This is a genomic window from Deinococcus marmoris, from assembly GCF_001949125.1.
Classification (GTDB): Bacteria; Deinococcota; Deinococci; order Deinococcales; family Deinococcaceae; genus Deinococcus; species Deinococcus marmoris_A.
Genome location: NZ_MSTI01000040.1, coordinates 1 through 24,896 on the forward strand (window position 1 = coordinate 1; position 24,896 = coordinate 24,896).

Annotated in this window: 23 protein-coding genes; 4 read left to right on the forward strand and 19 right to left on the reverse strand. The window is 64.7% G+C overall.

Features of this window, described 5'->3' with window-relative positions:
- On the forward strand, positions 1–316 hold a 316-nt coding region (locus BOO71_RS06020; RefSeq protein ID WP_139322784.1), incomplete at its 5' end, for an integrase core domain-containing protein.
- 199 nt (positions 317–515) lie between these two features.
- Here BOO71_RS06020 and BOO71_RS06025 read toward each other — a convergent pair.
- The 5 genes from BOO71_RS06025 to BOO71_RS06045 form a co-directional block, all read right to left on the reverse strand.
- Positions 516–2,369 (reverse strand): amylo-alpha-1,6-glucosidase, encoded by a 1,854-nt coding sequence (locus tag BOO71_RS06025; RefSeq protein WP_075831059.1) that lies wholly within the window; start codon positions 2,367–2,369, stop codon positions 516–518.
- Between the two features lie 285 nt (positions 2,370–2,654).
- A complete protein-coding gene (locus BOO71_RS06030) occupies positions 2,655–4,184 on the reverse strand; it encodes a carbohydrate ABC transporter permease (protein ID WP_075831060.1) in 1,530 nt (509 codons plus the stop codon).
- A gap of 52 nt (positions 4,185–4,236) precedes the next feature.
- Complete coding sequence (locus BOO71_RS06035) at positions 4,237–5,331, reverse strand: carbohydrate ABC transporter permease (RefSeq protein ID WP_075831061.1); 1,095 nt, start codon at positions 5,329–5,331, stop codon at positions 4,237–4,239.
- Positions 5,332–5,437: 106 nt separating this feature from the next.
- Entirely contained in the window at positions 5,438–6,670 is a 1,233-nt protein-coding gene (locus BOO71_RS06040) for an extracellular solute-binding protein (RefSeq protein ID WP_075831062.1), read from the reverse strand.
- Positions 6,667–7,641 carry a LacI family DNA-binding transcriptional regulator gene (locus BOO71_RS06045; protein WP_075831063.1) on the reverse strand — a complete coding sequence of 325 codons (975 nt, stop codon included), beginning with the start codon at positions 7,639–7,641 and terminating at the stop codon, positions 6,667–6,669. Before BOO71_RS06045 ends, BOO71_RS06040 begins: the two co-directional genes overlap by 4 nt.
- A 532-nt stretch (positions 7,642–8,173) precedes the next feature.
- Here BOO71_RS06045 and BOO71_RS06050 point away from each other — a divergent pair.
- Positions 8,174–8,431, forward strand: coding sequence for a transposase (locus tag BOO71_RS06050; RefSeq protein ID WP_303046718.1), 258 nt, complete (start codon positions 8,174–8,176; stop codon positions 8,429–8,431).
- A 183-nt stretch (positions 8,432–8,614) separates the two neighbouring features.
- Here BOO71_RS06050 and BOO71_RS06055 read toward each other — a convergent pair whose 3' ends face one another.
- The 3 genes from BOO71_RS06055 to BOO71_RS06065 all read right to left on the reverse strand — a co-directional run bounded on the left by BOO71_RS06055 (position 8,615) and on the right by BOO71_RS06065 (position 12,126).
- Positions 8,615–9,946: an esterase-like activity of phytase family protein gene (locus BOO71_RS06055; RefSeq protein ID WP_075831065.1), complete on the reverse strand. Its 1,332-nt coding sequence runs from the start codon at positions 9,944–9,946 to the stop codon at positions 8,615–8,617.
- A gap of 137 nt (positions 9,947–10,083) precedes the next feature.
- Complete coding sequence (locus BOO71_RS06060) at positions 10,084–11,436, reverse strand: M28 family metallopeptidase (RefSeq protein ID WP_075831066.1); 1,353 nt, start codon at positions 11,434–11,436, stop codon at positions 10,084–10,086.
- Positions 11,437–11,586: 150 nt separating this feature from the next.
- Positions 11,587–12,126 carry a DUF7010 family protein gene (locus BOO71_RS06065; protein WP_075831067.1) on the reverse strand — a complete coding sequence of 180 codons (540 nt, stop codon included), beginning with the start codon at positions 12,124–12,126 and terminating at the stop codon, positions 11,587–11,589.
- Positions 12,127–12,355: 229 nt separating this feature from the next.
- Between BOO71_RS06065 and BOO71_RS06070 the strand changes: the two genes are divergently transcribed.
- Positions 12,356–12,649 (forward strand): hypothetical protein, encoded by a 294-nt coding sequence (locus tag BOO71_RS06070; protein ID WP_075831068.1) that lies wholly within the window; start codon positions 12,356–12,358, stop codon positions 12,647–12,649.
- A gap of 188 nt (positions 12,650–12,837) precedes the next feature.
- Here the strand turns inward: BOO71_RS06070 and BOO71_RS06075 are convergent, their stop codons facing one another.
- The 11 genes from BOO71_RS06075 to BOO71_RS06125 form a co-directional block, all read right to left on the reverse strand.
- Entirely contained in the window at positions 12,838–15,207 is a 2,370-nt protein-coding gene (locus BOO71_RS06075) for a phosphoketolase family protein (RefSeq protein ID WP_075831069.1), read from the reverse strand.
- A 292-nt stretch (positions 15,208–15,499) separates the two neighbouring features.
- Positions 15,500–15,715, reverse strand: coding sequence for a hypothetical protein (locus tag BOO71_RS06080; protein WP_075831070.1), 216 nt, complete (start codon positions 15,713–15,715; stop codon positions 15,500–15,502).
- A gap of 91 nt (positions 15,716–15,806) precedes the next feature.
- Positions 15,807–16,901 (reverse strand): baeRF3 domain-containing protein, encoded by a 1,095-nt coding sequence (locus BOO71_RS06085; protein WP_075831071.1) that lies wholly within the window; start codon positions 16,899–16,901, stop codon positions 15,807–15,809.
- A gap of 445 nt (positions 16,902–17,346) precedes the next feature.
- A complete protein-coding gene (locus BOO71_RS27655; protein ID WP_075831072.1) occupies positions 17,347–18,471 on the reverse strand; it encodes a hypothetical protein in 1,125 nt (374 codons plus the stop codon).
- 6 nt (positions 18,472–18,477) lie between these two features.
- Positions 18,478–19,299, reverse strand: coding sequence for an AfsR/SARP family transcriptional regulator (locus BOO71_RS06095; RefSeq protein WP_175607378.1), 822 nt, complete (start codon positions 19,297–19,299; stop codon positions 18,478–18,480).
- An 11-nt stretch (positions 19,300–19,310) separates the two neighbouring features.
- Positions 19,311–20,474, reverse strand: a complete 1,164-nt coding sequence (locus BOO71_RS27660; protein ID WP_075831074.1) for a baeRF10 domain-containing protein — start codon at positions 20,472–20,474, stop codon at positions 19,311–19,313.
- Positions 20,475–20,654: 180 nt separating this feature from the next.
- The gene (locus BOO71_RS06105; protein ID WP_075831075.1) at positions 20,655–21,179 is read right to left on the reverse strand and encodes a Dps family protein; all 525 of its coding nucleotides are present in this window, start codon (positions 21,177–21,179) and stop codon (positions 20,655–20,657) included.
- A gap of 140 nt (positions 21,180–21,319) precedes the next feature.
- Positions 21,320–21,595: a hypothetical protein gene (locus BOO71_RS06110; RefSeq protein WP_075831076.1), complete on the reverse strand. Its 276-nt coding sequence runs from the start codon at positions 21,593–21,595 to the stop codon at positions 21,320–21,322.
- Positions 21,596–21,739: 144 nt separating this feature from the next.
- Positions 21,740–21,961: a hypothetical protein gene (locus tag BOO71_RS06115; protein ID WP_075831077.1), complete on the reverse strand. Its 222-nt coding sequence runs from the start codon at positions 21,959–21,961 to the stop codon at positions 21,740–21,742.
- Positions 21,958–22,227, reverse strand: a complete 270-nt coding sequence (locus BOO71_RS06120; protein WP_075831078.1) for a DUF2171 domain-containing protein — start codon at positions 22,225–22,227, stop codon at positions 21,958–21,960. Before BOO71_RS06120 ends, BOO71_RS06115 begins: the two co-directional genes overlap by 4 nt.
- Positions 22,228–22,255: 28 nt before the next feature.
- On the reverse strand, positions 22,256–22,600 hold the full coding sequence (locus BOO71_RS06125) for a c-type cytochrome (RefSeq protein WP_075831079.1): 345 nt from the start codon (positions 22,598–22,600) through the stop codon (positions 22,256–22,258).
- A gap of 546 nt (positions 22,601–23,146) precedes the next feature.
- Here BOO71_RS06125 and BOO71_RS06130 point away from each other — a divergent pair.
- Positions 23,147–24,583: a PAS domain-containing protein gene (locus tag BOO71_RS06130; RefSeq protein WP_075831080.1), complete on the forward strand. Its 1,437-nt coding sequence runs from the start codon at positions 23,147–23,149 to the stop codon at positions 24,581–24,583.
- Positions 24,584–24,896 lie beyond the last annotated feature (313 nt).

Sequence of the window (24,896 nt, forward strand, 5' to 3'; positions counted from 1 at the left end):
CCATTCAGACAGGGGGAGCCAATACACGAGTGAGGTCTACAAGCAGGCGCTAGACAGACTGCACGCAGTTCAGAGCATGAGCGAGAAAGGAGAATGCTGGGATAACGCCGTTCAGGAGAGCTTTTTCGCGACGTTGAAGACGGAACTGGAGCTTGGAAAGGCGCAGTGGGGTCGTGTCCAGACACGAACAGAAGTTTTTGAGTGGATTGAGGTGTTCTATAACCGCCAGCGTCGTCACTCCGCGTTGGGCTACCGGTCCCCGGCGGCCTTTGAGGAGCAAGCCCCATCCCGAACTGAGCCTCCACCAAACCCTTGACAGATCAAAATGTAACTCATGAGTAATACGGACTCCGATTAGAGACTGTTGAAAATACCCGGAATCCGAGCGGAGCGAGAAGGAGAAAAACGGGTGCCGGACGTGGAGTGTAGAAATCGGAACAGCGCCGATTTCTACACGAAACAAACGGAATCCGTATAAAAGTGTATTGCCGATTCCGGTCATTCCAGGGCCGAACTCAAGTCAGCAGGTGGCCCAGGGCCAGTGGAATGGCGGCGTCCCAGCCTTGCGGGTGGCAGGCGGCGGGATACGGGACCGGGGGCGTGCCGTCCTGGCGCACGAATCCGGCGAACAGCTCGCTCAATCGGGCGTCAGGGGCCGCGCGAGCAGCATCAAACAGAGCGCGGGCCACCTGCGTCGCTTCGGCGTTCAGACCATAACGGTGCATCCCCAGCGCGGCGGCGGCGGTGTCGTGCGGCCAGACACTCCCATTGTGGTAGCTGACCGGGTTATACCGGATTTCCCCCGTGCCCAGCGTGCGAATGCCCCAGCCACTCCACAGTTCCTCACTCAGCGCCGTCTTTGCCACCTGCGCCGCAAATTCCGACGGAATGATCCCCGTCCACAGCGTATGCGCCGGGTTGCTAACCAGCACGCGCAGCGGCTGCTTGTCACCATTCAGGCCGTGAACGTAATAGCCACGTTCGGGCCACCAGAAGGCGGCCTGGAAGCGCTCGCGCAGATTCAAAGCGCGTGCCTCCCATTCGGAGCCCAGGGCATCTTCCCCCAGCAGGCGGTACATCCGCGCCGCCGCCAGATAAGCCGCGTAGGCGTAGCCCTGAACTTCCACCACGGCCACATGCCCACTGACATCCACATCACCCCCGGTAAACGTACTGTCGCCGCTGTCCTTCCACACGGCGTTGGTAATACCGCCGGGTTCGGAATCGGGGGTGTACTCAATGAAGCCGTCCTGATCGGGATCGCCGTCGGTCAGACACCACTTCAGGGCCGCTTCCCAGTTCGGGCGCAGTTCGCGGGCCAGATCGGGGTGCGCGGCACTCAGCTCGCCCACCAGCCACACGAACAGCGGCGTGGCGTCGGCGGTGGCGTAATACGGGCGGTGCGGCGTGCGGCCCGTACGGGTCAGCTCGCCCACACGCAATTCGTGGAGAATCTTACCAGGCTGCTCCAGCGTCACCGTGTTGTCGTTGACGCCCTGATGCGCGGCCAGATACCGCGCCACCGTCAGCGCCAGTTCGGGCAGATGATCCTTGACCATCAGCGCAATGATCATGCTGTCGCGGCCAAAGGGAGCCACGAACCATGGCAGGCCCGCCGCTGGAAACGCGCCCTGCTCAGTCTGGAAGCTCAGGCTGCGGAGGTCTTTGGCGCTCTGGGCCAGCACGCGGGCGTCCCGTGGATCCGCCAGTTGCAAATCGTGCCCGATTCCGGCCTGGACCGCGCCGTACTCGGCGGCCAGCCCATCCGGTTTGCCAGGCGTCGGCTGTTCATCGGCCAGCAGCGGGAAGACGCTGACCACGATCTCGGTTTCCTCCCCGTCCATTGTCCAGCTCAGGCGCTGACCGTCCCACGAAGCGGCGGGCGAGACCTGCACCACAGCGCGGTGTTCCAGCCCGTCCTGCGCAGTGTAGGCGAAGGTTACGCCGTTCCCGGTGACCTCCGTACGAATCTCCCGCCCAGCGGAGGGGTACGGCCAGCCGCGCACCTCGAACATATCGGCGAAGTCGGCGGCCAGTTCCAGCGTCAGCGTGTGCGGTTCGGTTCCGGCATAACGCGTGACCGTCAGGGTGTCGCGCATCTCCGTGGCCGTGACCAGCAGATCGCGGCCCAGCCCCACGCGCATGGTGTAACCCACGTTGGCGTTGGCGCTCTGCGTGTGCAACCAGAAGGGAAAACGCTCGTGCTGCATCAGCGTCTGCGGGGTCTGGCCGTCCAGTTGCCACTGGTAACGCGACAGGAAACGCGTGTCGCGGCGGTACAGTCCGCTCTCGCCCTCGGCCACGGCGTAGTGCGCGTCTCCAACGAGATACAGGTCATTTTCTTTGAGGACGGTGCGGGTGGGCAGCATGGCAGCTCCTTGCGGGTGGGGGAGAAGGTCAAGCAGTCACACCGAGTCAAGGTCTAACCGCAGAAGATAAAGAGTTGGTATGGAAAGTTAGGCATTTTGATGGTTGGGCGCTGATGCTGGCTCGGAAAGAATCGGTGCCGGCCTGCTCGGTGCCCCCTCACCCGTCCGTCGCTGCGCTCCTCTCTCCCCCACATGAGGAAAAGGGCGCAGACCTTGGTGGGGTGCAAGGGAGGTTGTAGCGTTCAGTCCTTTAGACGGGGCCATGCAGTTCATCCCTTGACTGCGCTACCCCTTGACTGCGCTGTCCGCTCCAGTGTCCACAAAATAGCGCTGGAAGATCACGAAGATGACAATCACGGGGATAGCGCTCAGCACCGCTCCGGCCAAGATCAGGCCGTAATCGCCCTGTCCTCCGTAGAGCTGACGGAAGTTGACCAGGCCCACGGTCAGCAGGTAGTCGGTGTTCTGACGCAGGATCACCAGCGGCCAGAAAAAGTCATTCCACGCGCCCTGAAACTGCGTGATGGCGAGGGCGATCAGCGCTGGCCCGGCCTGCGGCAGCATCACGCGGAAGAAGGTGGTCAGCGGCCCCGCGCCGTCGATGGCCGCCGATTCTTCCAGCTCCTTGGGCATGCCCTCGAAGAACTGCTTCATCAAAAAGACGCCGCCTGCCGCCACCAGGCCGTTAAACCACAGGCCCCAGATGTTCAGCAGGCCCAGGTCTTGCAGCAGCACATAATTGCTGACCAGGTTGACCTGATCGGGCACCATCTGCACGAACAGCACGCCGACGATGAAGATGAGGTTCTTGCCCGGAAAATCCATGCGGGCCAGGGCGTACCCGGCCAGCGAGCAGAAGACGATGGCGGCGCTGACCCGCAGGAAGGCGTACAGGAAAGTGTTCAGCACCCAGCTAAAGAACAGGCTGCGCCCAGTCTGCGGGCTGGTGGTCTCGGTAAAGGCGCGGCGGTAGTTGTTGAAGGTGTAGCCCAGCACGCCGGGCGTGATGTTGCGGTAGGCAAACGAGCGCCCGAAGTTCTGCCTGTCGCTGGGCGGCAGCGTGCTGGCGGTGATGGTCTGACCGCGCTGCACGTCGATTTGCAGCGGCGTGCGCTCGAAGACCGGGCCGCGCAGGTAATACTTGTCCCCGGCCTTGACCAGCTCGACCGCCTGCGTGGCGTTCAACGAATACTGCTTGTCCTGCGCGGCGGGCGTGTCCAGCGTGACGGGTACGGTCTGGCCACCTGGCAGCTTGGCGTTCAGGTTGGCGTCGGGCGTCGCCAGCTTGGCCTGAAGCACCTCGCCCTGCTGCGCCGTCAACGCGGGGTAATCCACGGTGATGCGGTAGCTGCGAACCTCGCCCACCTGGCCGGTTTCCACGGTCTTGACGGTGGCGTACTCGGTGGCCTGCGCCTGCCGCGCAATCGCTACCAGGCTGGTGGGTTGATACGGAAAGAGCGCGGTGGTGGGCGGGGCCTGCGGCGCGTCTGCCGGGGAGCGCACGCTGACATCGAAAGTGACGGTGCGGCCCGGCTCCAGACCGCCGTTCCAGCCACTGCCCGCGCCCTGCACGCCCAGGGTGTACGCGCGCCCGATGTACTGCGCCGTCAGTTGCGGGATGACCAGGCGGGGCGGGTACTCGTTGGGGTTGTCCTTCATGCTGCTCAGCAGGCCCATGAGAAACGGCCCCAGAAAGAAGATGCTCATGACCAGCATGAAGGCGTACAGCCACCCCGCGCGCGCCCAGCGGCGGCGGGCCAGCCAGCGGTCCAGATCGGCAGCGTTCTTGCGGACTTCAGAGAGGGTCACGGTCATGTCAACTCACCCCCGATTGAATCGTTTGGCAATGGAACAGACGCGGGCCGTCTCATACCGCATCCGAGCTGATGAAGCGGCGTTGCAGGAACACCATCACCAGAATGATGGCGGCCAGCACGATGGCGGCGGCGGCGGCCATGTTGACTGGCGCGGCCCCGGCCTTGAAGGTGTTGGTGTACACGTAATACGCCAGCGTGATCAGGGTACTTTGCGGCGCGGCGCTGCCGATCACGGCCACCTGATCGAACATCTTCATGGTGCCGATGAGTCCCACCGTGATCACGTAAAAGGTTACGGGGCGCAGCATCGGCACCGTCACGTTCATCAACTTCTGCGCGGGCGTCGCGCCGTCGATGTCGGCGGCCTCGTACAGCGTGCCGGGAATGTTCTGCAACCCTGCCAGAAAGAACAGCATCAGGGTGGGGATGGTGGTGAAGGTGTTCTGGATAATGATCACCAGCATGGGAATGCTCAGAATCTGCACCCCACCGAGGCTGATCCAGCGGTCCGAGAAATACTGGAAATCGTAGGGGGCCACGTCCCGCACCGACAGCACGCCCGTCCAGCTCAGAATGGCCGTGACCGCCAGCGCGATCAGCAGGCTGATGACCGCCAGCGCCGGATCGAACCACCCGGCGGGCAGCCCGCGCGAGCGTTCCCACAGCACCTGCACCACCTGCGCGGCGATCAGCACGCCGATCAAGGTCAGGGTGTAGGGCAGATACGCCTGCCACTGGGTAATCGCGTAGTTGGCGACGCCCCGGCGCTGGAACAGCCACAGGAAAATCAGGGTGATGACCACGCTGGACGTGATGCTGGGCATGTACCACGCCGAGCGGAAGAAGGCCATCCCGCGAATCTTGTTGTTCAGCGCCACCGCCATCAGCAGCGCGCCGACGGTTTGGAGGGTGGTGGTGATGACCGCGAAGACCAGGCTGTTGGCAAGTGCACGCTGAAACAGGGGATCGGCCAGCACGTCGGTGTACGGCTTGATGCCGATCAGTTTGGGCGTGTTGAACAGGTTGAAATCGGTCAGCGAGTAGTAGATGGCCCGCGCGAAGGCGTAGAAGAAGAAAATCCCGATGGTGATCAGAAACGGCGCGAGAAACAGGTAGGCGGCTGAGGTCTGTCCCTTCTTGAGCATGGCGGCCCTCCGGCGGGAAAACGATGGGGGCCGTGGGCGGCCAAATGACAGCGCCGCCCACTTCCGAAACCCCCAAATCAACTTCTGCTCAGCTCAACTGCTCAGCTCAGCGGTTTTGCAATGTATTCATGTCCTGCTGCGCCTGCTTCAGGGCGTCCGCACTGGACTTCTGACCGCTCAGCACGGCAGCCAGCGCAGTGTTGATCGGCTTGATCCAGTCCGGCCCCTGGGTCCCGAAGTAGTAGGGCCGCACGGTGCCCGACGACGCGCCCTGAAAGACGGCCTTGCTGTTCTCCGCGCCAGGGGTGGCCTTTTTAAAGAAGGCATTGCTTTGCAACGACGTGCGGCTGGGAATCGCCAAGCCCTGCTCCAGCACGTACTGCTGCACGTTCGGACTGGTCAGGATGTTCAGCACCTTGGCCGCCGCCGCCTTGTTCTTGGTGCCCGAGTTGATGGCCCAGCCCACGGTGAACACGAAGTTGCCGCGCTTGCCAGTCTTGTCGTTCTTGGGGATCAGTGCCGAGCCGTATTTCAAATTGGGCGCGTTGTCCTTCAAGAAACCCACGATCCAGTTGCCCTCGATGGCCACGGCCACCTTGCCCGACGCCAGGCATCCGCCGGACCAGTCTTGCGACAGCTCCGAGGGCTGCACGCCCACCTTGTTCTTGCCCAGCCCAGTGAAGTAATTGAAGGCGGACACGAAGGCCGGATCCAGCAGGTTGGTCTTGCCCTTGGCGTCAAACGGCTGCCAGCCTGCCGCGAAGGCATACTGCCCCATGCGGGCGTAATCAGGGGCCAGGCATGCACCGTAGTAGTCGTTGCCCAGCGCTTTTTTCACCGCTGTCAGTTTGTTCTGAAAGCTCGTCCAGGTTTCGTTGTCGTTGGGGTAGGGCACCTTGGCCTCGTCGAAGATGTCTTTGTTGTACACCAGGGTCAGGGTATTGAAATCTTTGGCGACGGCGTAGGTCTTGCCGCCCCGCGTAAAGGCGTCATTCAGACTCTTGATAAACGGCGTGGTGTTGACGACGCCGTTCAGCGGCAGCAGCTTGCCAGTGGCGACGTAACCGTCCAGCGTCTCACCCGGCACATAGAACACGTCGCCCGCGTTGTTCGCCGCCAGCAGCGTGGTCAGTTGCTGGTTGTAGTCGCCCTGAAGCGGCTGGTAGACCACCGTGATCTTGTCCTTGGCGAGCGCGGGCTTCACGAAGCGGTTGATCAGATCACCCACGATGGCCGGGTCCTGCCCGCCGTAGCCGTTGATCTTGATGGTGGTCTGCGCCGAGGCCGCACCGGCGGCGGCAGCGAGGACGGCGAGGCTGACAAACAGTGTTTTTTTCATGGCTTCCCTCCAGGGAAAGGCGCAACGGTTGCGCCGCGAATCAGTTCGACTTCAATAAATTCGCCGCGCGGGGGCAGGCCCGAGATGGCCTCCTGCACCAGCGTCAGCGCGGTGGACGCGATCTTGGGAATGTTCTGCGCCACGGTGGTCAGGCGAATGGGGAGCGGCAGTTCGGGTAGGCCGTCAAAGCCCACCACGCTGACCTGCCCCGGCACGTCCACGCCCAGATCTTCCAACGCAGCCACGGCGGCGGCGGCGCTCTCGTCGCTCTGGGCGAACAGGCCGGTGAACCGCACGCCGCCCTCCCAGGCCCGGCGCATGGCGCGGTAGCCGCCCAACACCGTGAAATCACTGGGCAGGCTGACGGTCTGTGCGCCCACCGCCGCCGCCGCCCGCAGAAAGCCGCGCTCGCGGTCCTGGGCCACCTGGCTTGCCCCCTGGCCCAAAAAAGCCAACTGGCGGTGTCCGGCCCCAGTCAGTTGCCGGGTGGCCAACTCTGCGCCGCCCACATCATCTGGGGCCACCCAGAAAGACCCAGGCTGGTGGCCGATCAGCACGGCGGGCACTCCCGCATCCCGCAGAAAGCCCAGACGTGGATCGCCGTCAATGGCATGCATGACCAGTACGGCGCTGGGCAGCCGCGCCAACCGGGTCAGGTCTGCGCGCAGATCGAGAAGCTGCACGCCCTGATAGGCCGTCAGGCTTTCCAGCGCGCGGCGAAACAGCACGCTGTAGGGATGCAGCACCGGGTCATCGTGATCAAAGGAGATGCCCAGCGTCTGCCCAGTGCGCCAGCTCAGATGACGGGCGGCGGGATCGGGGGTGTAGCCGAGGCGGGCAATCACCTCCTGTACGCGCTCACGGGTGCGGCTGGCAACCGTGGCATGCCCGTTTAGCACCCGGCTGACCGTTCCGGTGCTGACACCAGATTCACGGGCGATATCGTCGATGGTGGGCCGGGAAGGGGGCATACCGTCAGCTTGGCTCCTTTGCGCAGTGGAAGCGAGGAATGGGCGATGGGGGAAGAATCGACATACACTGTAACCGGTTACAAAGTGGCCAATGAAAGGGATTCGTGTCTCGCAACCAGCAGCAGAGAGGGAGCAGCCTGAAGTCATTCTGGTTTTGTAAGCGGTTACATTTTCTATTGTGCGCTTTACGGTGGGAATGTCAAGTGGTCAGCCGAACTGGCAGCCACGCTTGCCATCCCGGCGCTGCTGCCGTGCCCGCCGAGTTACGCCCAGTCAGTCGCAGATTGAAATTGTGCTTATGCCTCGACACTTTACTTCAGAGACGTACGCAAACGAAGGGGATTCTGCCGGCAAATTCCCAGTGGAGAACCCGCAATGAGAAATGCTGCCTTACCGCTTTCCCTGGTGCTGGGCAACGACGGCTCCGGCGTGGCCACGGAGATGGGTCAGGCCGTCCAGTGGTTTGCGCCAGGCGACGCGGTGTACATGCGGGTTCGGGATGCCTGTCTGGTTTCCGTGACAACTGGACCTGATCACCGTCTATCAATTCCTGGAAGAACTCAGCGACCGAGGTGATGCGGATGCTGTTGGAGACAGGATGGACTGGAAAGCTGCTCTGAATCTGGAACTGGACCGTTCCAGCTTTGACCATACGGTGGTGAGTGAATTCCAAACTCGTCTGGCGAATGGCAATGCGGAGCTGGGGCTGCTGGAGAATGGCAGAGTGTCCGCCCAACTTGCCTGCTGCCTCCCACGTTTCCAGGACCTCCTGTGCCTGCGAATACTGTGATTTGGATTACGTTAAATTTCAGAACATACAGAAAAGCGCCGTATATTCTTCCAGACCGCGCAACCCGTAATTTCTTCTTCTCCTCCCAGTCGGGTTGAAGTTGGGACTTCAACCGCAACCGATATGAGTTGACATTGACGGAGAAAGGCCGCCCGGTGAAGTGCCCCTTCGCTTGTCTCTCGACTACCGCAGACGCTGGCCGAGTTGCACCACCCAGATTTTGCTGGGCGCGCCGGTCTTATTGTCGCCAATCCCAAAATCGTTGTCGTTGGTCAGGGCAATGGTCGAGGGCGTCAGGATTGCCAACCCCTCAAGCTTATCGTCCGTGATGCCCGCGTCGGTGGACTTGAACACCAGCTTGCGCGTGGAGGTCTGAATACCCAACGCGCCGAGATCAGCATCGGTGTTCTCGTAGGTCAGCTTGCTTTCATCCGGAAGATTCAAAACGTTGGTGGCGGCGCTGAAGTCGTCCACAAACAGTTGCACCAGGCCAGCCGCGCGTTCCAGGGTCAGCAACTTGTCTCCAGCAATCCAGGCCGTATCGCTGAATTTCAAGTCGGCCTGCTTGCCGCCCGCCGGGTAATCGCCAATGGCGCTGCCCCGCGTCAGGTATTCGCCCACCACCCGGGCGTCCAGCGGATTGGTCACGTCCAGCTTCAGGGTACGCAGGATACGGCTGTTCTTGTAGGCGTCGGCCTTGGCGTCTCCCATCGGACTTTGCAGGGTGACCCAGGCGGTCTTTCCGTCACTGCTGAGACTGACGTTCTCGAAACCCCGGTTCGAGCGGCGCTGAGCGTACACGTCCGGCAAGATGTTCTTCACCGGATAGGCCGCGCCCCTCAGCAGCTTGCTGACGGGGGTATACCGCATCAGCACCTGCCCGCCCTCGCTCAGGATGGCGATGGACGGCGAAGTCTCTTCCACTGTAATGAGCCGTCCGTCTGGAAAGCGGGCGAGGCCCTCGGTGTCCATTCCGTTCACGTCAAAAGCCAGCGGAGTGGCGCTGGCCTGATTCTCGAATGGCAGTTCGTCACCGAGCATGTTCGTGAGACCGGTAATGCCCTGCCCCTGACCGTCAGTCAGCCTGGTAAAACCCAGGGGCACGATGGTCTTGCCGTCCACCCTGAAGCGGGTGAGGGTGGGCGCAAATTCAGGCAGGGGGAACACCTTGCCGTCGGCCTTTCCTGCTGTATTGAGATGATCTTCGTTGGGGCCACGGTCTGTGATCCCCAGAAACTCGCCGTTCGGCAGGACCAGCAGGCCGCTGCCGATGGCGGGGAGGGCGGTGTTTGGCAGACCGTTGGCCTTGGCCCGGGCCACCTGTGCGGCGCTGTATCCCAGGGCAGTGAGATCGGTGGGGGGCAGGCTGGCTTCGGCAATAACTCTGACCTGACCATCCGCTGTGGGTAGGGATGGGTACGGCGCCGTGTCCTGCACAGTGGGGGCGGTAGGCGCGCAGGCGGCGAGGGACAGAGCAACCGACAGGCCAAGGGCAACGCAGGTGAGTTTCAACATCGGCAAAACTTTAAGACGGTTGTGTCAGCTTCTTATCCGCTGGAAAGTGGCACGGGCAACTCTCAGGTGGACGGTGCGGCGGTCGGGGCACCGCGAGCCTTAGAACCATAACCCGCGCCAACAACACCAGCGCGGTGTCAGTTCCGGCAGTCGCGTCCCGTGATGCCGCAGGATTCGTGCGGCGTCCAGGGCGTCTCCAGCACACGCTCTGCCAGTTTCAGGGCAAAATCGGCGGTGTCCTGCACCAGCGCCGGATTCAGGGTCATGTCGCCAGGGGAGTGATAGTTGTCGTCCAGACCCCGGTGCAGGAAGGCGGTACGCACGCCCCAGCGCATGAATGAGACGTGATCGCTGCTGCCCGTCAGGTTGCGGGTCCGCCCGAACGTCTCGCGTGTGGGCCGGGCATCATCTTTGAAAATGCGCAGATTAGGCCGGAGGCGCCGCGCCAGTGTCAGCAACTCCGCGTCCCCAGCGAGGCCCAGCGGCGCGGCGGCCACACCCACCATGTCGAGATTCAGCATGGCGCGGGTTTCGCGGATCGGATACGAGGGATCGCGGGCAAAAGTGTTACTGCCGTACAGCCCGTCCTCCTCGGCGTCGAACAGCACGAACCAAGCGCGGTCTGCCAGCGGTTGGCTGGACGCCTGACGCGCTGCCTCCAGCACCCCCAGAACGCCGCTGGCATTGTCATTTGCGCCGGGGCTGCGGTTGACGCTGTCCAGATGCGCCCCAAAAACAACCTCTGGCACGGCATTCACGCGGGCGGCGATCAGGTTGTGGCCCACAACCTGGCGAAATTCGACATCGGAGGTTACGGTGGCCTGCTGCCCGGCCAGTTTCAGCACCTTCTGACCGTCTGGCGCGTTGATCTCCACCAGGGGAAGAGGCGTTGTATTCACCCGCCTCAACTGCCTGCTCTGGCACGCATCCACCAGCACCACCCCGAAAGCCCCAGCCCCCGTGGCCCGGTCAGCCAGATCACTCCAGGACGTTGAGCCGCAAACCGCCGCATCCAGCGCCACCAGTGCGATCTGTCCGCGCAGACCCGCCTCTTCCATCTGGTCACGCGAGGCGGCGGCGGAAACGCGGACCAGTCGGCCCGTCTGCTCGCCGCCGCCGGCACCGTACAGAGCGGCGGCGGGAACCGTCAGTTCTCCCACCTGAACGGTGCCGCCATGATCGAAGGGCCGCTCCAGCGTGACAGGCTGCTCGGTCACGCGGTAGCCCAGCGCCGTGAACTGCGCCCTCAGCCAGTCGGCAGCGGCGTCGTGCGACGCTGTGCCCACAGGGCGAGGGCCGAAGCCCTGCAATGTTGCCCAGTCCTGCGTCACTGTTCGGACCGTGGCCGCCATCTGGACTTCGGGATTGCGCGGCCAGGTCACGTCCAGCCAGCCGCCCCCCACCAGAAGCAGCGCCAGCAAAACTGCCAGCGCCCATTTCCAGGGCGGCGCGGCAGGTTTGGTGGGCAGAGGGCGACGGCGCTTGTACATGTAGGGGAATACGGCACAGAGGGCATGGAGGTTTCAACTCAGGAAACTGGAGAGCGCACCCAAAGCTCAGCAATCAAGTAGGCGGATGAGCGTGCGCGACGCTCAAGCGGAACTGCCGGCCAGCGCTACACGCCTGAACTCGCAGTGGATTCAGGAAACGACGAAGGCCGCCACTGCACCGAGAGATAAAATGATGCCGCTGGCGGCACAGATCAGTGCGCCCGAACTCTGCTGACGGCGGTCTTCGAGCCGAATCAACATCGCAATGACGATGGCGAGGAGAACCGCCATGACCAGATAGATCGGGGTCTGGTACAGCCAGGTGTAAGGCAGGAAATGGACAGCGGTGGTGGCGGCCAGAATCGCTGCGGACAGGGTGTAACGGCGGCCCATGACCAGGACGATCACCAGGGGAAGCACCATCAACTGGCCCGTGGCGAGGTAAGTGGAAAGCATGTTCATGGTGGGGTCTTCAGGCCGGGTGCCGACCGCCGTCAGGGCCGTCAGCCCAAACGCGAGAGGCAGGGCAACCATGCCCTGAAAAAGGGCCGCGTAAGCACCCGCCCGGTCGCCCTGGGTGCGCCAGATGAGCGCCGCCACGAGCCAGGTGAGGCCGTAGGCAAGCAGGAAGCCGAAGCCGTGACGGTTCACCGTGGTGAGGGCGTTGAGGTAGTCGATGGCACTGATCATGCCCGTAGCTTCGCCCGTTCACGTCTCCAAACCCAGTGCCAAGTGTCAGGGAAGGAGTGTGACAGTTGTCACCCCAGTGGTCATCAACTCCCAGTGCGCTGATTGGAGTGAACCCATGACTCATATGGACTCCGGTTAGAAGGTGTTGAAAACACCTGAAAATCCGAGCGGGACTCGCAGAGCTGCGCCAGCAGAGGAGCAGCGTCCTCATGGGCGTCTGTTCGCGACGATGGCGAGCAAGAGAAAAACGGGTTCCGGGCGTGGCGTGGAGGGATCGGCGCTGTTCCGATTCCTGCCGCGTTACAAACGGAATCCGTATCAGGACCCCACTCTCGGCAATCACAACTCGGACGTGTTCTTCGCGGTGAGGCCGTCTCTCACCGCCAAACGCAACCGCTCGCAGTACCGCCTGCGTTTTGCCAAGACGACGGCTGGCGACAACATGACCGACCTGGCCAGGCTGAGGTCTGGCAACAGCGCCCACAACAAGCCCGTCCTGAACATCACCTACCTGCTGCCCTGAGGGCTGAACCGACAGGCGCTGACCCATGGGCGTCCACAGCAGCCCGCTTCTGATCCCAAGACCAGAAGCGGGCTGCTTCCAGGCATGGTGGTCTCTGAGGTTCCGACGTTTTGGGGCTGGGCCGGCCCATCAGTCTCATGGTCGCCCTTGAGATGAGCGCCCGGTTGGCACCACAACCAGGGCCGCCTTCAGCCGTCACCCCAGCGCCAGTTTTTCACGTCCGGCAGGTCGTCTCCGGTGGCACGCACGTAGGCGTGATGTTCGTCGAGCTTGTTCAGAAGCTGCTGCTTCGCGTCACTGTTCACGTCTTGCAGGTGGGGCACACGCCGGATCACGTCAAGGGCGAGGTGAAATCGGTCAAGTTCGTTCAGCACCGTCATGTCGAAGGGCGTGGTGGTTGTTCCCTGGCCCGTGTAACCATGCACATGCAAGTTCTGGTGTCCGGCACGGCGGTAGGTCAGGCGGTGGATCAGCCAGGGGTAGCCGTGGTATGCGAAGATGATCGGGACATCCGTGGTGAAGATCTCGTCGAAGGCCGCGTCAGATAGCCCGTGGGGATGCTCGGACTGCGGCTGGAGCGTCATCAGATCCACCACATTGACCACCCGGATCTTCAGACCGGGAAATGCGCTGCGGAGCAGGCTGACTGCGGCGAGGGTCTCCAGGGTCGGCACGTCGCCCGCACAGGCCATCACAACGTCAGGCGTCTCGCCCCGGTCCGTGCTGGCCCACGCCCAGATGCCCAGTCCGTCCGCGCAGTGCTTCGCGGCGTCCGCCTCACTAAGCCACTGGCGTTCGGGCTGTTTGCCCGCCACGATCACGTTGACGTAATCGCGGCTGCGCAGGCAATGGTCCGTGACGCACAGCAGGGTGTTGGCGTCGGGCGGCAGGTAGACCCGCACCACGGCGGGCGCTTTGTTCATCATCAGGTCGATGAAGCCCGGGTCCTGATGCGAGGAGCCGTTGTGGTCCTGCCGCCAGACGTGCGACGTGAGCAGAATGTTCAGGGACGGAACCGGGGAACGCCAGGCAATCTCCCGGCTGGTTTCCAGCCACTTGGAATGCTGCCCCACCATCGAGTCCACCACATGGATGAACGCCTCGTAGCAGGAGAATAACCCGTGGCGTCCCGTCAGGGTGTAGCCCTCCAGCCAGCCCTCGCACAGGTGTTCGCTCAGCACCTCCATCACCCGCCCGTCGGGGGAGAGGTGCTGGTCGGTGGGAAGCTGCGGCTCCTGCCAGGTCTTGCCGCTCGCGGCATACACGGCGTCCAGGCGATTGGAGGCGGTCTCGTCCGGGCCAAACAGGCGGAAGGTGGTCATGTTGCGTTTCATGACGTCACGCAGGAATGTCCCCAGCACGCGCGTCGCCTCGGCCTCCACGCTGCCCGGCTCCAGCACGGCCACGGCGTAGCCGCGCCAGTCGGGCAGGTCAAGGTCGCGCCGCAGCAGACCGCCGTTCGCCACCGGGTTCATGCCCATGCGCCGCTCGCCGGATGGGGCCTGCGCCGCGAGTTCCGGGCGAAGTACGCCAGCTTCGTCGAACAGTTCTTCAGGGCGGTAGCTGAGCAGCCAGTCTTCGAGCTGATGCAGGTGTTCCGGGTGGTCACTCAGTCCGGCGAGCGGGACCTGATGCGCGCGCCAGGTGCCCTCGACGGGCAGACCGTCCACCACCTTCGGGCCGGTCCAGCCCTTGGGACTGCGCAGCACGATCATCGGCCAGGCGGGGCGCTCCTGCACGCCCTCCACACGGGCGCGGCGCTGGATGGCGGCAATATCCGCGTAGACCTGCTCCAGCGTCCGGGCCATCTGCTGGTGCATCAGGGCTGGATCATCGCCCTCCACGTAGTACGGCGTGTGGCCGTAGCCGCGCAGCAGGGCGTCGAGTTCCGCGTGTTCCAGGCGGGCCAGTACGGTCGGGTTGGCGATCTTGTAGCCGTTCAGGTGCAGGATCGGCAGGACCGCGCCGTCGGTGCGGGGATTCAGGAACTTGTTGCTGTGCCAGCTCGCCGCCAGCGGCGCGGTCTCGGCCTCGCCGTCGCCGATCACGCAGGCAACGAGCAGCTCCGGGTGATCGAGGGCCGCGCCGTACGCGTGCGTCAGGCTGAAGCCCAGTTCGCCGCCTTCGTGAATAGAGCCGGGCGTCTGGGGCGCGGCGTGGCTGGGAATGCCACCGGGAAAAGAGAACTGCCGGAACAGTTTCCGCAGGCCGTCCTCGCCTGGCCCGATGTCCGGGTAAAGCTCGCTGTAACTGCCCTCCAGGTAGGTGTTCGCGACCACACCTGGCGCGCCATGACCGGGACCGGCGACGTACAGCACGCTGAGGTCATGCTCCCGGATCAGACGGTTGAGATGGGCGTAGATGAAGTTCAGGCCCGGCGTGGTGCCCCAGTGGCCCAGCAATCTCGGTTTGACGTGGGCCAGGGTCAGCGGCTCGCGCAGGAGCGGGTTGGCCAGCAGGTAGATCTGCCCCACCGACAGGTAGTTGGCCGCCCGCCAGTAGGCGTCGAGGTGCTGGAGTTCGGTGGGTGAAAGGGTTGAGCGTGATGTTGTGCTCATGGTGAACCTCCAGAGATGGGATTGAGGACGAAGTGCGGCAGCGTCATTCAGGTGGTGTCTTTCTTCCAGTAGAGCCAGGGGGCCAGTGCCGGCAGCGCGAGAATGACCAGATGGACGACGAGACCCGCCTTCGCTGCGCCGAGTACTTGAACAGCGGTGAACCGTTGAAGCCGTCTCTGGTCTCTGTGCGGGTTATTGATCGTCCGGGACGGCTTTTGTGTGCATGCTCAGCGTGTTTGGATCAGGCGCTAAAGGCGAGAGTGAGCCTCGTTCGCGGCCAGCCATTGTTCGTTCAGAGGCCAGGGGCGCTCCACAGCAGTTTGTGGGCCTTGCCCCGGATGACCCGGCGGTCCTGATCACTCCAACTCCTGGAGCGTTCGATGTGGATATGCGCCGTTTTGCCGCGTCCCCGTTTTGCCTTGAGTTGGAGGTTGAGGGTGCGCCCGCTCTCCATGAGGCCCACGGTCAGTGTGACCACTGGGGCATGTCGGTTGCTTTGCTCTGTCATGTGTTCCTCCTTGCTGGAGTGAATTGAGACGGCGCGCAATGGGAGAGTGCGGCGCGGAACATTCAAGCTCCGCGCCGCACTCTCCTATTGCTCAATAGCGGGTCAGCATGACCATGCCACCTGTCGCGGCCAGTTCGCCGTCCTCCACGAAGACCGCGCGGCCCCCGTGCTGCATCACGGCCTCCATCATCTCGTCCACGGCGTCGGCGTAAGCGTCCGCGCCCTCCTCCTTGCCGGTGGTCAGGGGCGTGATGCTGCGCCCGTCGGCGCTGACCCGGGCGGGATAGCTCATGCTTTCCTCCACCACCATCACTTCCACGCGCCCGTCGATGGACGCCTGCCACGCCTCGCCCAGATCGCTGACGGTGCGGCCCTGGCCCCGCGCCGTTTCAAGCTGCTCAAAGATCTCGCGGCGGCGCTCGCGCAGGGCGGCGCGGGCCTCGGGCCAGACCAGTTCGCCCAGCTCGTGCGCGTTCAGACTGTCGTGACCGCCGGGCAGCTCGCGCATGATGAAATCCGCGTGTTTGGTGACCTCGCGAAAAGCGCTCAGGTTCTGGGGCAGGCCCACCAGCAGCACCGGGAACGGCCCCTCCTGCACGGCGGCCAGCAGGCTGGCGTCCACCTCACGCATAAATGCCTCCAGCGCGCGGTCTTTTTCCTGGCTGGGATTGGCCCCGATGCCGCTGCTGACCGCCGAACCTGCGCCGGGGCCGCTGTACTCCTGCGGAAAGCCGTGTTCGCGGACCTCGGTCAGTTCTTCGCGCTGGCCCAGATACAGCCGGGTGGGCTTTTCGGCCAACATCAGCACCCAGTACAGCGGCGAGCGGTTCATGGCGAACACGATGTCGCGGGTCAGGAAGTTGTCGTCGATGGCGACGCGCTCAGGGAGGCGGTACGGCACCTTGAAGGCGTTGTGGTAGTCCTTGCTAACAAGCAGCACCAGCCCATTCTGGTTGTGGTCATGGTCCACGCCGTCGGCCAGTCTGTGAAGCTGCGCGGTCAGTTCTGCCGTCTCGCGCTTGCCGAACTCGGCTTCCAGACGCCGAGTCGCCTCCGTGATCAGATTTTTCAGGCGGATGTGATCTTTCTGGTTGTCCGGCGCGGTGCGGTGCGTGGGCAGCGTGATGGTGACGCTCGGGCGCGAGGTCAGGGTCTGGAGGTGCTTGATCGTATTGAGGTTGAACATGAAGTTTCTCCTTTGAGACTGAGTGGTGGGACGGGAGCAGGCTGACCCCGGCGCGTTACCAGAGCATTTCGGTAGGCGGCCTGGGGCGCTGGAGAGAGAGGGGCGCTGGAGAGTTGCTTCAGCGCTGCGGGTTCTGGGTGGTCTCTCTGAACAGTAGGCGCTCGCCCCTTCAGGGGCGGTCATCGTCAACCGCAGCGTTGTCGGGCGTTCACGCCGCGCCGGACCAGGCGACGGTGACGGGCCGGGACTCCGGGAGGCGCGGTGGTGGCGACTCCAGCCGCCCACGGCATGGGCTGGGCCTGAGGTGTCCGGCGATGCCGTGACCATGAAGGCTGTGCGCGGTCACCAACCGCAGGCTTGGACATGGCCCGGCTCGCCCGCACCCCTGAGGAGCCTGTTCTGCGGCGTGCATGGGGGCCAGTGGTTGGACGCCTGGGCCGAAGTGTCATCCGGGCAGGCGAACCTGGCTCCGCACCTTGGCCGCCAGCAGGGGGTAGAAATCCGGATGGTGCAGGTACGCGGTGTGGTCATGCTGGATGGCCCCGGACAGGGGGAAGGCCGTGTCGTGAACGCCGTCGATGTGGCCCTCGGCGGGAAAGCTGAGCAGGTCGCTGGCGCTCCAGACGTTCCAGGCGTAGCCCAGGTGCGGTGAGCGGGCCAGAGACAGGCCAGATAGAGACAGCGCCGGGGTCTGGCGGTCATTCAGGAACAGGCCGAGTGCCTTGAACAGCCCGGTCTGGCTGCCCACCGAGGCCCAGAAGTCCACCCTCACGCCGCTCAGGGCGGGCGCGGCGGGCAGGAAGGCGGTGAGGGCGTCGTACACCAGTTGGCCCCCCATGCTGTGGGACAGCACCACCAGGGGCTCTGCGCTGCCCTGGCGTGACACATGCGCCGTCTGGAGGCCGTCCATGATCCGCCGGGCGATGGGGCCGGGATGGGCCGGGGTGCCGCGCCCCCCCAGGTCACACAGGACGTCCCCCATGAAGACAGGCATGACGGCCTCCAGGGGACGGCGCAGCTGGCCCACCGCCCGCCTCACGTTGCGGCGTTGCTGGAGTTCCACTCCACCGGCCAGGTGCGGCCAGAACGGTTCTGGCCCCGCGTCCGGTTGCAGGCGGGTCAGCACGGCGGCTTGCAGCACCGCCCACTGGCCGGACAGGGCTGTGAGCGCAAGGACGGCGCGCACACCGCTGTCGCGCACCGTCGCCCAGACAGCGGTGACCAGCTCAGGCCAGGCGGCCAGCGGGGCCTGAGCATACAGCCGCTGCTCTGCCCAGTGGCCCAGGTCAGCAGTGGACAGCCGGCTGAGCCGGGGCGTCCGGGGGCGCGGCCTTTTCTCAGGCGGGGGGCCGGTTTCGCTGGGGGTATACCGCGCTCCCAGATCGCCCCAGTACAGCAGGCTGATCTCCACCGCGCCAGGCCGGACGGGATTCAGAAGCGGCGCAACGTGGGTTCGAAGTTGCGCCTCAATCTGCGGACAGTCAACGCCGTGGGTCAGGTGATGCAGCGCCGCCCACTGGGGAGTCCCCGGCGCACGGATCGCCACGCCGTGCACGAACAGAATCGGCATCCCCGGTCAGGCCCGGCCCCAGCGTTCTGGCACTGGATTTCCTGTTGAGCTCCTGGCTGACGTGAGACCTGATCCGTCCCATAGCGCTCCAACGGCATCCAGCGGCAGACCGTCTTTGATGCGCTGGGCGAGCGCCGTGGTTTCCCGCATGGGCGTGTCGCCCACCTCCGCACGCAGGTACCGCACGTACCGGCGGTAATGTTCGACGGCGGCGTAGCGGTCCTGGGCGGCCAGGCCGATCATCAGGTCCTGGTGCCAGCGTTCGCTGATCAGCGGGTCTCTGTGCAGCGCCGTCGCCAGGGCGTCCAGGGCGGCTCCCGGCTGCCCGTCCTCGCCCAGCAGGATGGACAGTTCCACGCCCGCCTGGGCGGCGTCCCCGCACAGCCGCGCTCTGAGTGGCTGCGCCCACTCGGCCTGCTCCAGCGGCAGGTGGTCTCCGCCGTAGTGCGCGAGCGCCCGCCCGTAGGCCACGATCCGCTGGTGGGGAGGACCGCGCCGGGCCAGGTGCAGGTCCCTGGTGAACTGGAAGGTATCGGCGCGTTCCAGTACGGGCAGCGCCAGCCGGTAGCGCTGCCGGTCCGTGACCACACTGCCGGGATCTCCCAGGGCCGCGCGCAGTCGGCACACCGCCACGCGCAGGCAGGCGACGGACGCGCCGCCCGGTTCCGGGTTCCACAGGGCCTGCACGATGGTCCCGTGCGGCTGGCCGTCCGGGTGACCCAGCAGGTAAAAGAGCAGGGTCCGGGCCGAGTCCGCGTGCCAGTCGGGTTCCAGGCCGCCTAGCAGCACAGTGGCCTGGCCCAGGGTGCGGATCGTGAGACCAGGCATGGTCAGGCGGCTCAATACCGCGCCACGCCAGCCAGTCCGCCCAGATGGGCGTCCAGTCGCTCGGCGCGGGAGCCGGTCAGGAAACGGACGTGCAGGCCGTAGCGTTCGCGCAGCAGTGGCAGCACGTCGCGCAGGGTGCATTCGGTCACTGCGCCGCCGGTCAGCGGGGAGACGCCCAGGGCCGGAGGTTCAGGGAACACCTGCCCGGACGAGTCCTGCCACACCCGCTGGGCCGCGCCGTTCCCGGACACCAGCAGTTGCGCCATCCGGCCCTCTTGCGCCGCGTCCAGCGTGGGGCCAGCGCCGTACATACCGCGCTCCAGGGCCTCGTCCAGAACGGCCGTTTCCCGCTGCTCCTCCAGGCTGAGCAGGGACGGCTGAGCTGCGGTGAGCAGGGCGGCGGCGGTGGCGTCGCCGGGAGCGGCGAACTCCCCGGAAAAAGTGCCCTGAAGGTTCGGGCCGAGCAACGCGCGCAGGGCGGCCCGGCCACGGACGGAACCGGCGATCAGCAACTGCTCGAAGACGCCCACGTCATGCAAGCGCTGCACCTGGGTCATCAGGGTGTGGTGAAAGCGTCCATCCTGCTGCGCGCCCTGGTGCTGGACTGGAGCGTTCCTTGGCGCTTCCTCGGCAGCGGACTGGAGCGACTGGGCGTCCGGAGTCGGCAGGACGTGAACGTGGAAAGTGTTGGCAGTCTCCAGGACGTTCTCCAGTCGGTAGAGTTCGGTGATCTCGCCCAGATGAATGCTGAGCAGTCGGCCCCACTCGTCGTCGATCACGGCCAGCAGGACGCGGGCACTGGATTCGAGAGCGAAATGCAGCGGTTCCAGGTCTGGTGCGCCGTACCGGCTGGTTTCGCCCAGTTCCAACTGGGTGTCCACCGTCTGCCGCTGGACGTGGCCGTGATCGTCCCACAGGAACGACAGGCGGGTGCGGGTCTGGCGCTGGGCATCGTCGAGGTCGTCCATCACGGCAGTGGCGAGCGCGGTAGGAGCGCCGACAGCGTCCAGGAGTTGATGGGCGCGCAGGTGCAGGCTGCCGCCCTGGTTGGGGGCGCTGCCCGGATTGACGTCCAGCACGATAGACAGAACATTCTGTCCTGGCAGGGCAGGCTCCAGGAGCGCCAGGGTGGTGTTGTCCAGGTGGGAATGGTGGGTGTTGGGCGCTGTGGGCATGAGGTCTCCGTTGGACTGTGGATGTCAGGCGAGACGGTGCAGACCCCGCACGTTCAGGGGATACGAAGTTCCTCTCCTGGAACGACAGTGGTGGGGCGGTGCCTGGATCGCGTCACGGTGCGTCCCTGTCGCGGTGGCGTTCTGTTCTCCCAGAACAGCAGGTCAGCAGGGCAGGCGCGTTCACCGGCCAGCATCGCCCTGCATGGCCTCGAACAGGAACCAGGAGCGCCGCTCGGTTTCGTCGATGAAGACCTCCAGCAAACTGGCGCTGGCGTAATCCCGCTGCTGGTCACAGATTTCATGGGCGTCACGCTGCCGGGCGGCCATCGCCCCGTTCTCGGCCAGCAGCCGCACCAGCATGTCGGGCGCGGTCACGAAGTCCTCGTCGTCGTCCGTCACCCGCTGCAAGCGCAGGACATGACCCGTCGAGCGCAGGGTGGTGCCGCCCAGACGGCGCACCCGCTCGGCCAGCACGTCCACGCTGGCAAGGAGTTGCCCGGCCTGCCCGTCGAACATCAGGTGATAATCGCGGAAGTGTGGCCCCGACAGGTGCCAGTGGTAATTCTTGGTCTTGAGGTACAGCCCCACGGCGTCGGCAGCCAGTGCGTTGAGCGCCGCCGTGATCTGGGCAACGCCTTCTGCGGTCAGATCGCTGGGCGTGGCGAGGGGACGCGGGACGGTCAGGGGAGCGGTGGTCAGTGACATGGGAATCCTCCAGAGCTGGTTTATGCCTTCCGGCGTGAGGTCAACGATTGTGGGAGTGGAGAGGGGAACCTTCGGGGGGCGGTCTGTCGACAGGGAGCGCACGTGTGCGGATGGTTCCTCTGTCCCCTGCGCCGGGTTGGTCACGGCGCGTCCTGATGGTGCGTGGCCGTTCCGTCTGCGGGCTGGGTGTACGCGCAGGGCAGTTGCGAGGCCGCCAGGTCAAAAGCCGCACTGAGGCTGACCTGCTGGGTGGTGGTCACGAGCAGGTCACCGCCCCTGTACCAGGCAAAACCAGTGAGATCCACGCGCCGGGCTTCCAGACCGTTTTGCTGGATGACGCGGGCCAGTGCCAGTTGCGCCGGGTTGAGGTCATTGATCCACGCGGGGGCCGCGTTCGTGGTGTGGGTCAGGGTCATGATCGGTCCTTCCGGGCGCTATGGCCCGTGGAGTGAAGCCGTGTTGAAGAGAGGGTTTGGTCTGAGTTGGGCGGCGTTCCCGCAATAGGGCCAGCAAGATCGTTGCCGTTCCCAGGAGCCACAGCAGACCGTCTGGCAGCGGCGTCATTGATCCTTCCGGGGCGGCGGAATGCGCGTCTGGTTGGGGCGCGCGGTGTCGTCCGGGTCATTTCCGAAACCGCCCTCGTCCACCCAGCGCTCCAGGGCGATGGCCCAGGGCGGGATGACCACCGTGACTGGTGTCAGCGGCTGACGCCAGCCATCCCGGTTGAACCCGGCAGTGAGCGTTCCGTAACCGGTTATGGCCGTATTGATGGGCGTGTTCATCCGCCCTCCCGCCAGACTCTCAACTCTGCTTTGGTCAGCCAGCCTGTTCGGGCGGTGGACGGCGCTCTGGACAGATGCACCTGGCGGCCCACGACGCCGTCCACCCAGCTTCTGGGGAAGTAGCGGCGTTCACCGTCCGGGGCGTCGCGGCGGCGTAACTTGACGAAGCGCTTTTTCAGCCCCGCGACCCGTCCCAGGTACACGGTCTCCTGACCGTCTCCAGCCTGTACGAGCATGCCGTTTTTGATGTGGTCTTTCTTTGTCATGGCTGACCTCCACTGCTGCGAGTGCCGTTCACTTGAGGGTCTTCAGGTAGGCTTGCAGGGCCTTCATTTGCGCGGGGGTGGGCGCGGTGTGGGGTGCGCCAGCAAAGCCTGTCTTGCCGAAAGTCGGCATGGGCGATTTGAACGCGTTGCCGTGGTCGTCTAGCCCCTTGAGCAGTGCGCGGCTGAAGACGGCGTATGACCATGTCGCCGAGTCACTGAGTGCCGGGCCAATGCCGCCCTTGCCCGCCGCGCCGTGACACGAGGCGCAGTTGGCCCTGTAGATGACCGGGCCACCCGGCGCGCCTGGAACAGCGAACACCGGGACGCTCAGCGTGAGCACCAGGGCGAGGCTTCTGAGAATGAAGCGTTTCATGCACACCACCTTTCCAGCCCACTGGCTGGAGGAACGATTGGCACTGTGCCGGGTGCAGGTGAACCGGAGCAGTCGATAGCTGCCGACACCCGTAGTTCGGTGTCGTGCGCGCCAGATTCTTCAAGTACCTGCTGGGCTGTGTTCGCCCGTTCTGCCGTACCGTGTACCAGCGCGAGGGAACCGCCAGAGCGCATCACGCTCGTTTAGCCGATCCACAAAGAGTCGCGTGGCCGATGGTCGACTGAAACGGTCGGGCAGCACCGCCACGTCTGTACGGTAAGCTACATCTACACGGGGGCCATGATGTCCAACCCTGACGTTGACGGGACTCTTGTCTGCTGCCGTCCATGTCTGAAACTGGGCGCTGCGCGGCTGGCAAGGCCGTAAGCCTCTATGCACTGCCCGTTATCCAGAGCGCCTGGACCGGATATTCGTAAAGGACACTCAGTCTCACCAACCGGGGGGTTGGCGAAGTCACACCGCTCATGGAGATGCCAGATAGTTCAGCTACAGAGTTCAGCCGCAAAAGTCAGTAAGGGGGAGGACATGACCGATCACCAGAACAGCCAGAGTGCCGAAACTGCCGGGATGTCGATCCTGGCGCTGATCGAGGCGCTTCCTTCTGCAGCAGTCGTGACGGACGGACGGGGCAGCGTCCGACAGGTCAACGAACGCTGGCTGACCCTGACTGGGCTGAGCCGCGCTGCGTCGATTGGGCGCAACTGGCTGGACGTTCAGGCCCCGGAAAACTCCACTGCGGCGGCGCAGGTTTGGGCGCAGGCACAGCAGGACGGTCAGCCGTTTGAAGCGACTTACACCATGCAGGCCGTGCCGGGACGTGTGGCGGTGCAGTGGCGTCACGCACCCCTGCGTGAGGGCGGCTCGGTGCAGGGCACGGTGACGGGCTGGCTCTGCACTGGCGTGCCCACCGTGACGGGCGCGCCCGCTCTCCCAATCCAGCCTGAAGCTGCCAGTCAGGAGCAAACACTTGAGCATCTGGCCCTGGAGGTCAACTGGCTGGGCGACGTGCTGACCCACCTGCCGCTGGGCGTGCTGATCGTGGACGCGCAGACCCGCCGCGTCCGGCTGGTCAATCCGCAGGCGCAGCGTCTTCTGGGCGTGCGGCTGGCCCCGGGCATGACCCTTGAGCGTCTGGCGGCACTCCGCTTCAGCCGCAGCGGCGCGGCACTCAGCGCAGACCGCCTGCCTCTGGAGCGCGCACTGGACGGCTCAGCGGTGGGCACAGAGGAACTGGACGTGCAGCGGCCAGATGGCAGCCGCCTGCTGCTGCGCGTGAACGCCGCGCCAGTTGCAGATCAGCTCGGTCAGGCCGCCGCCGCCGTGATGACGCTGGAAGACGTCACAGCGCAGCGTGAGGGAACCGCGCAGGAGCATCTGGATACTGATCTGCAACGCGCCCAAGAAGCCGTCCTGCTGCATGGCGGCGGGCCGGTGACGCCGGAGCGCTTCCTGACGCTGATGGGTGAATTGCACGAGCAGTTGGGTTTTCCGTCACTGGAGGGAAGATTGATCGCGCTGCTGCTGCTGCGCGCCGAGCCGCTGTCGCTGGGTGAAGCGGCCAGCGCCCTGGGGGTCAGCAAGGTGGCCGTATCCAAGGTCAGCGCCGTGATGCAGGGGCGCGGCGACCTCCAGGTGATCAGATCCTTTTCCAGCCGCGAACACCTGCTGGCGCTGACGGACCACAATTATATCCGTGACCTGAGTGTGCGGCGGGTGGGCAGTTGGGCCATCTCGATCCTGTGCGAATCGCTGCTCAGCACCAACAATTTAGACCCGGCGATCACCCAGCAGATCCGCACGCACCTGGAGACACACACGCGGGTGGCCGTGGCCCTGGAACGGGTACTGTCGCCTATCGAGAAACGTCAGGCCATAGCACTGGCAGAACACCTGCGCGAGAACTGGGACGCCGTGCCTGCGCCGCAGGAGAAGTCCGACACCGATCCTGAGTTCCTGGACTGAGCGGCGCGCGTCCTTTGCTGGACGTGTGCCGCGTTGACCGCCGCCGCTCGACAACGTTGCGGTTGGCGAACGTGGTCGGTCTTCACGGTGGACGCCGCCCCGCCCGGCCCCGTCCGGCCCTCTCCTGGCAGCGCGGCCTGATGTGTGGAGCGCAACATGATGTTGTGTTCATCCCTCCCTGTGGGCAGACATGACGGGGCTGGGAAGCCGGGATCGCCGGAGCGGTTGACACCAACCCTGGCGTTGACGACGAGCGCGCTGGAGTTTTTCAGGTTTACCGTACTGAGAAGCCAGGCCCGCTGCGGGGGCTTCT

Bases quoted from the DNA above. Each gene is read 5' to 3' on its own strand.
- BOO71_RS06025 (WP_075831059.1), bottom strand. From the start codon at position 2,369: ATGCTGCCCACCCGCACCGTCCTCAAAGAAAATGACCTGTATCTCGTT.
- BOO71_RS06030 (WP_075831060.1), bottom strand. From the start codon at position 4,184: ATGACCGTGACCCTCTCTGAAGTCCGCAAGAACGCTGCCGATCTGGAC.
- BOO71_RS06035 (WP_075831061.1), bottom strand. From the start codon at position 5,331: ATGCTCAAGAAGGGACAGACCTCAGCCGCCTACCTGTTTCTCGCGCCG.
- BOO71_RS06040 (WP_075831062.1), bottom strand. From the start codon at position 6,670: ATGAAAAAAACACTGTTTGTCAGCCTCGCCGTCCTCGCTGCCGCCGCC.
- BOO71_RS06045 (WP_075831063.1), bottom strand. From the start codon at position 7,641: ATGCCCCCTTCCCGGCCCACCATCGACGATATCGCCCGTGAATCTGGT.
- BOO71_RS06055 (WP_075831065.1), bottom strand. From the start codon at position 9,946: ATGTTGAAACTCACCTGCGTTGCCCTTGGCCTGTCGGTTGCTCTGTCC.
- BOO71_RS06060 (WP_075831066.1), bottom strand. From the start codon at position 11,436: ATGTACAAGCGCCGTCGCCCTCTGCCCACCAAACCTGCCGCGCCGCCC.
- BOO71_RS06065 (WP_075831067.1), bottom strand. From the start codon at position 12,126: ATGATCAGTGCCATCGACTACCTCAACGCCCTCACCACGGTGAACCGT.
- BOO71_RS06070 (WP_075831068.1), top strand. From the start codon at position 12,356: ATGGCGAGCAAGAGAAAAACGGGTTCCGGGCGTGGCGTGGAGGGATCG.
- BOO71_RS06075 (WP_075831069.1), bottom strand. From the start codon at position 15,207: ATGAGCACAACATCACGCTCAACCCTTTCACCCACCGAACTCCAGCAC.
- BOO71_RS06080 (WP_075831070.1), bottom strand. From the start codon at position 15,715: ATGACAGAGCAAAGCAACCGACATGCCCCAGTGGTCACACTGACCGTG.
- BOO71_RS06085 (WP_075831071.1), bottom strand. From the start codon at position 16,901: ATGTTCAACCTCAATACGATCAAGCACCTCCAGACCCTGACCTCGCGC.
- BOO71_RS27655 (WP_075831072.1), bottom strand. From the start codon at position 18,471: ATGCCGATTCTGTTCGTGCACGGCGTGGCGATCCGTGCGCCGGGGACT.
- BOO71_RS06095 (WP_175607378.1), bottom strand. From the start codon at position 19,299: ATGCCTGGTCTCACGATCCGCACCCTGGGCCAGGCCACTGTGCTGCTA.
- BOO71_RS27660 (WP_075831074.1), bottom strand. From the start codon at position 20,474: ATGCCCACAGCGCCCAACACCCACCATTCCCACCTGGACAACACCACC.
- BOO71_RS06105 (WP_075831075.1), bottom strand. From the start codon at position 21,179: ATGTCACTGACCACCGCTCCCCTGACCGTCCCGCGTCCCCTCGCCACG.
- BOO71_RS06110 (WP_075831076.1), bottom strand. From the start codon at position 21,595: ATGACCCTGACCCACACCACGAACGCGGCCCCCGCGTGGATCAATGAC.
- BOO71_RS06115 (WP_075831077.1), bottom strand. From the start codon at position 21,961: ATGAACACGCCCATCAATACGGCCATAACCGGTTACGGAACGCTCACT.
- BOO71_RS06120 (WP_075831078.1), bottom strand. From the start codon at position 22,227: ATGACAAAGAAAGACCACATCAAAAACGGCATGCTCGTACAGGCTGGA.
- BOO71_RS06125 (WP_075831079.1), bottom strand. From the start codon at position 22,600: ATGAAACGCTTCATTCTCAGAAGCCTCGCCCTGGTGCTCACGCTGAGC.
- BOO71_RS06130 (WP_075831080.1), top strand. From the start codon at position 23,147: ATGACCGATCACCAGAACAGCCAGAGTGCCGAAACTGCCGGGATGTCG.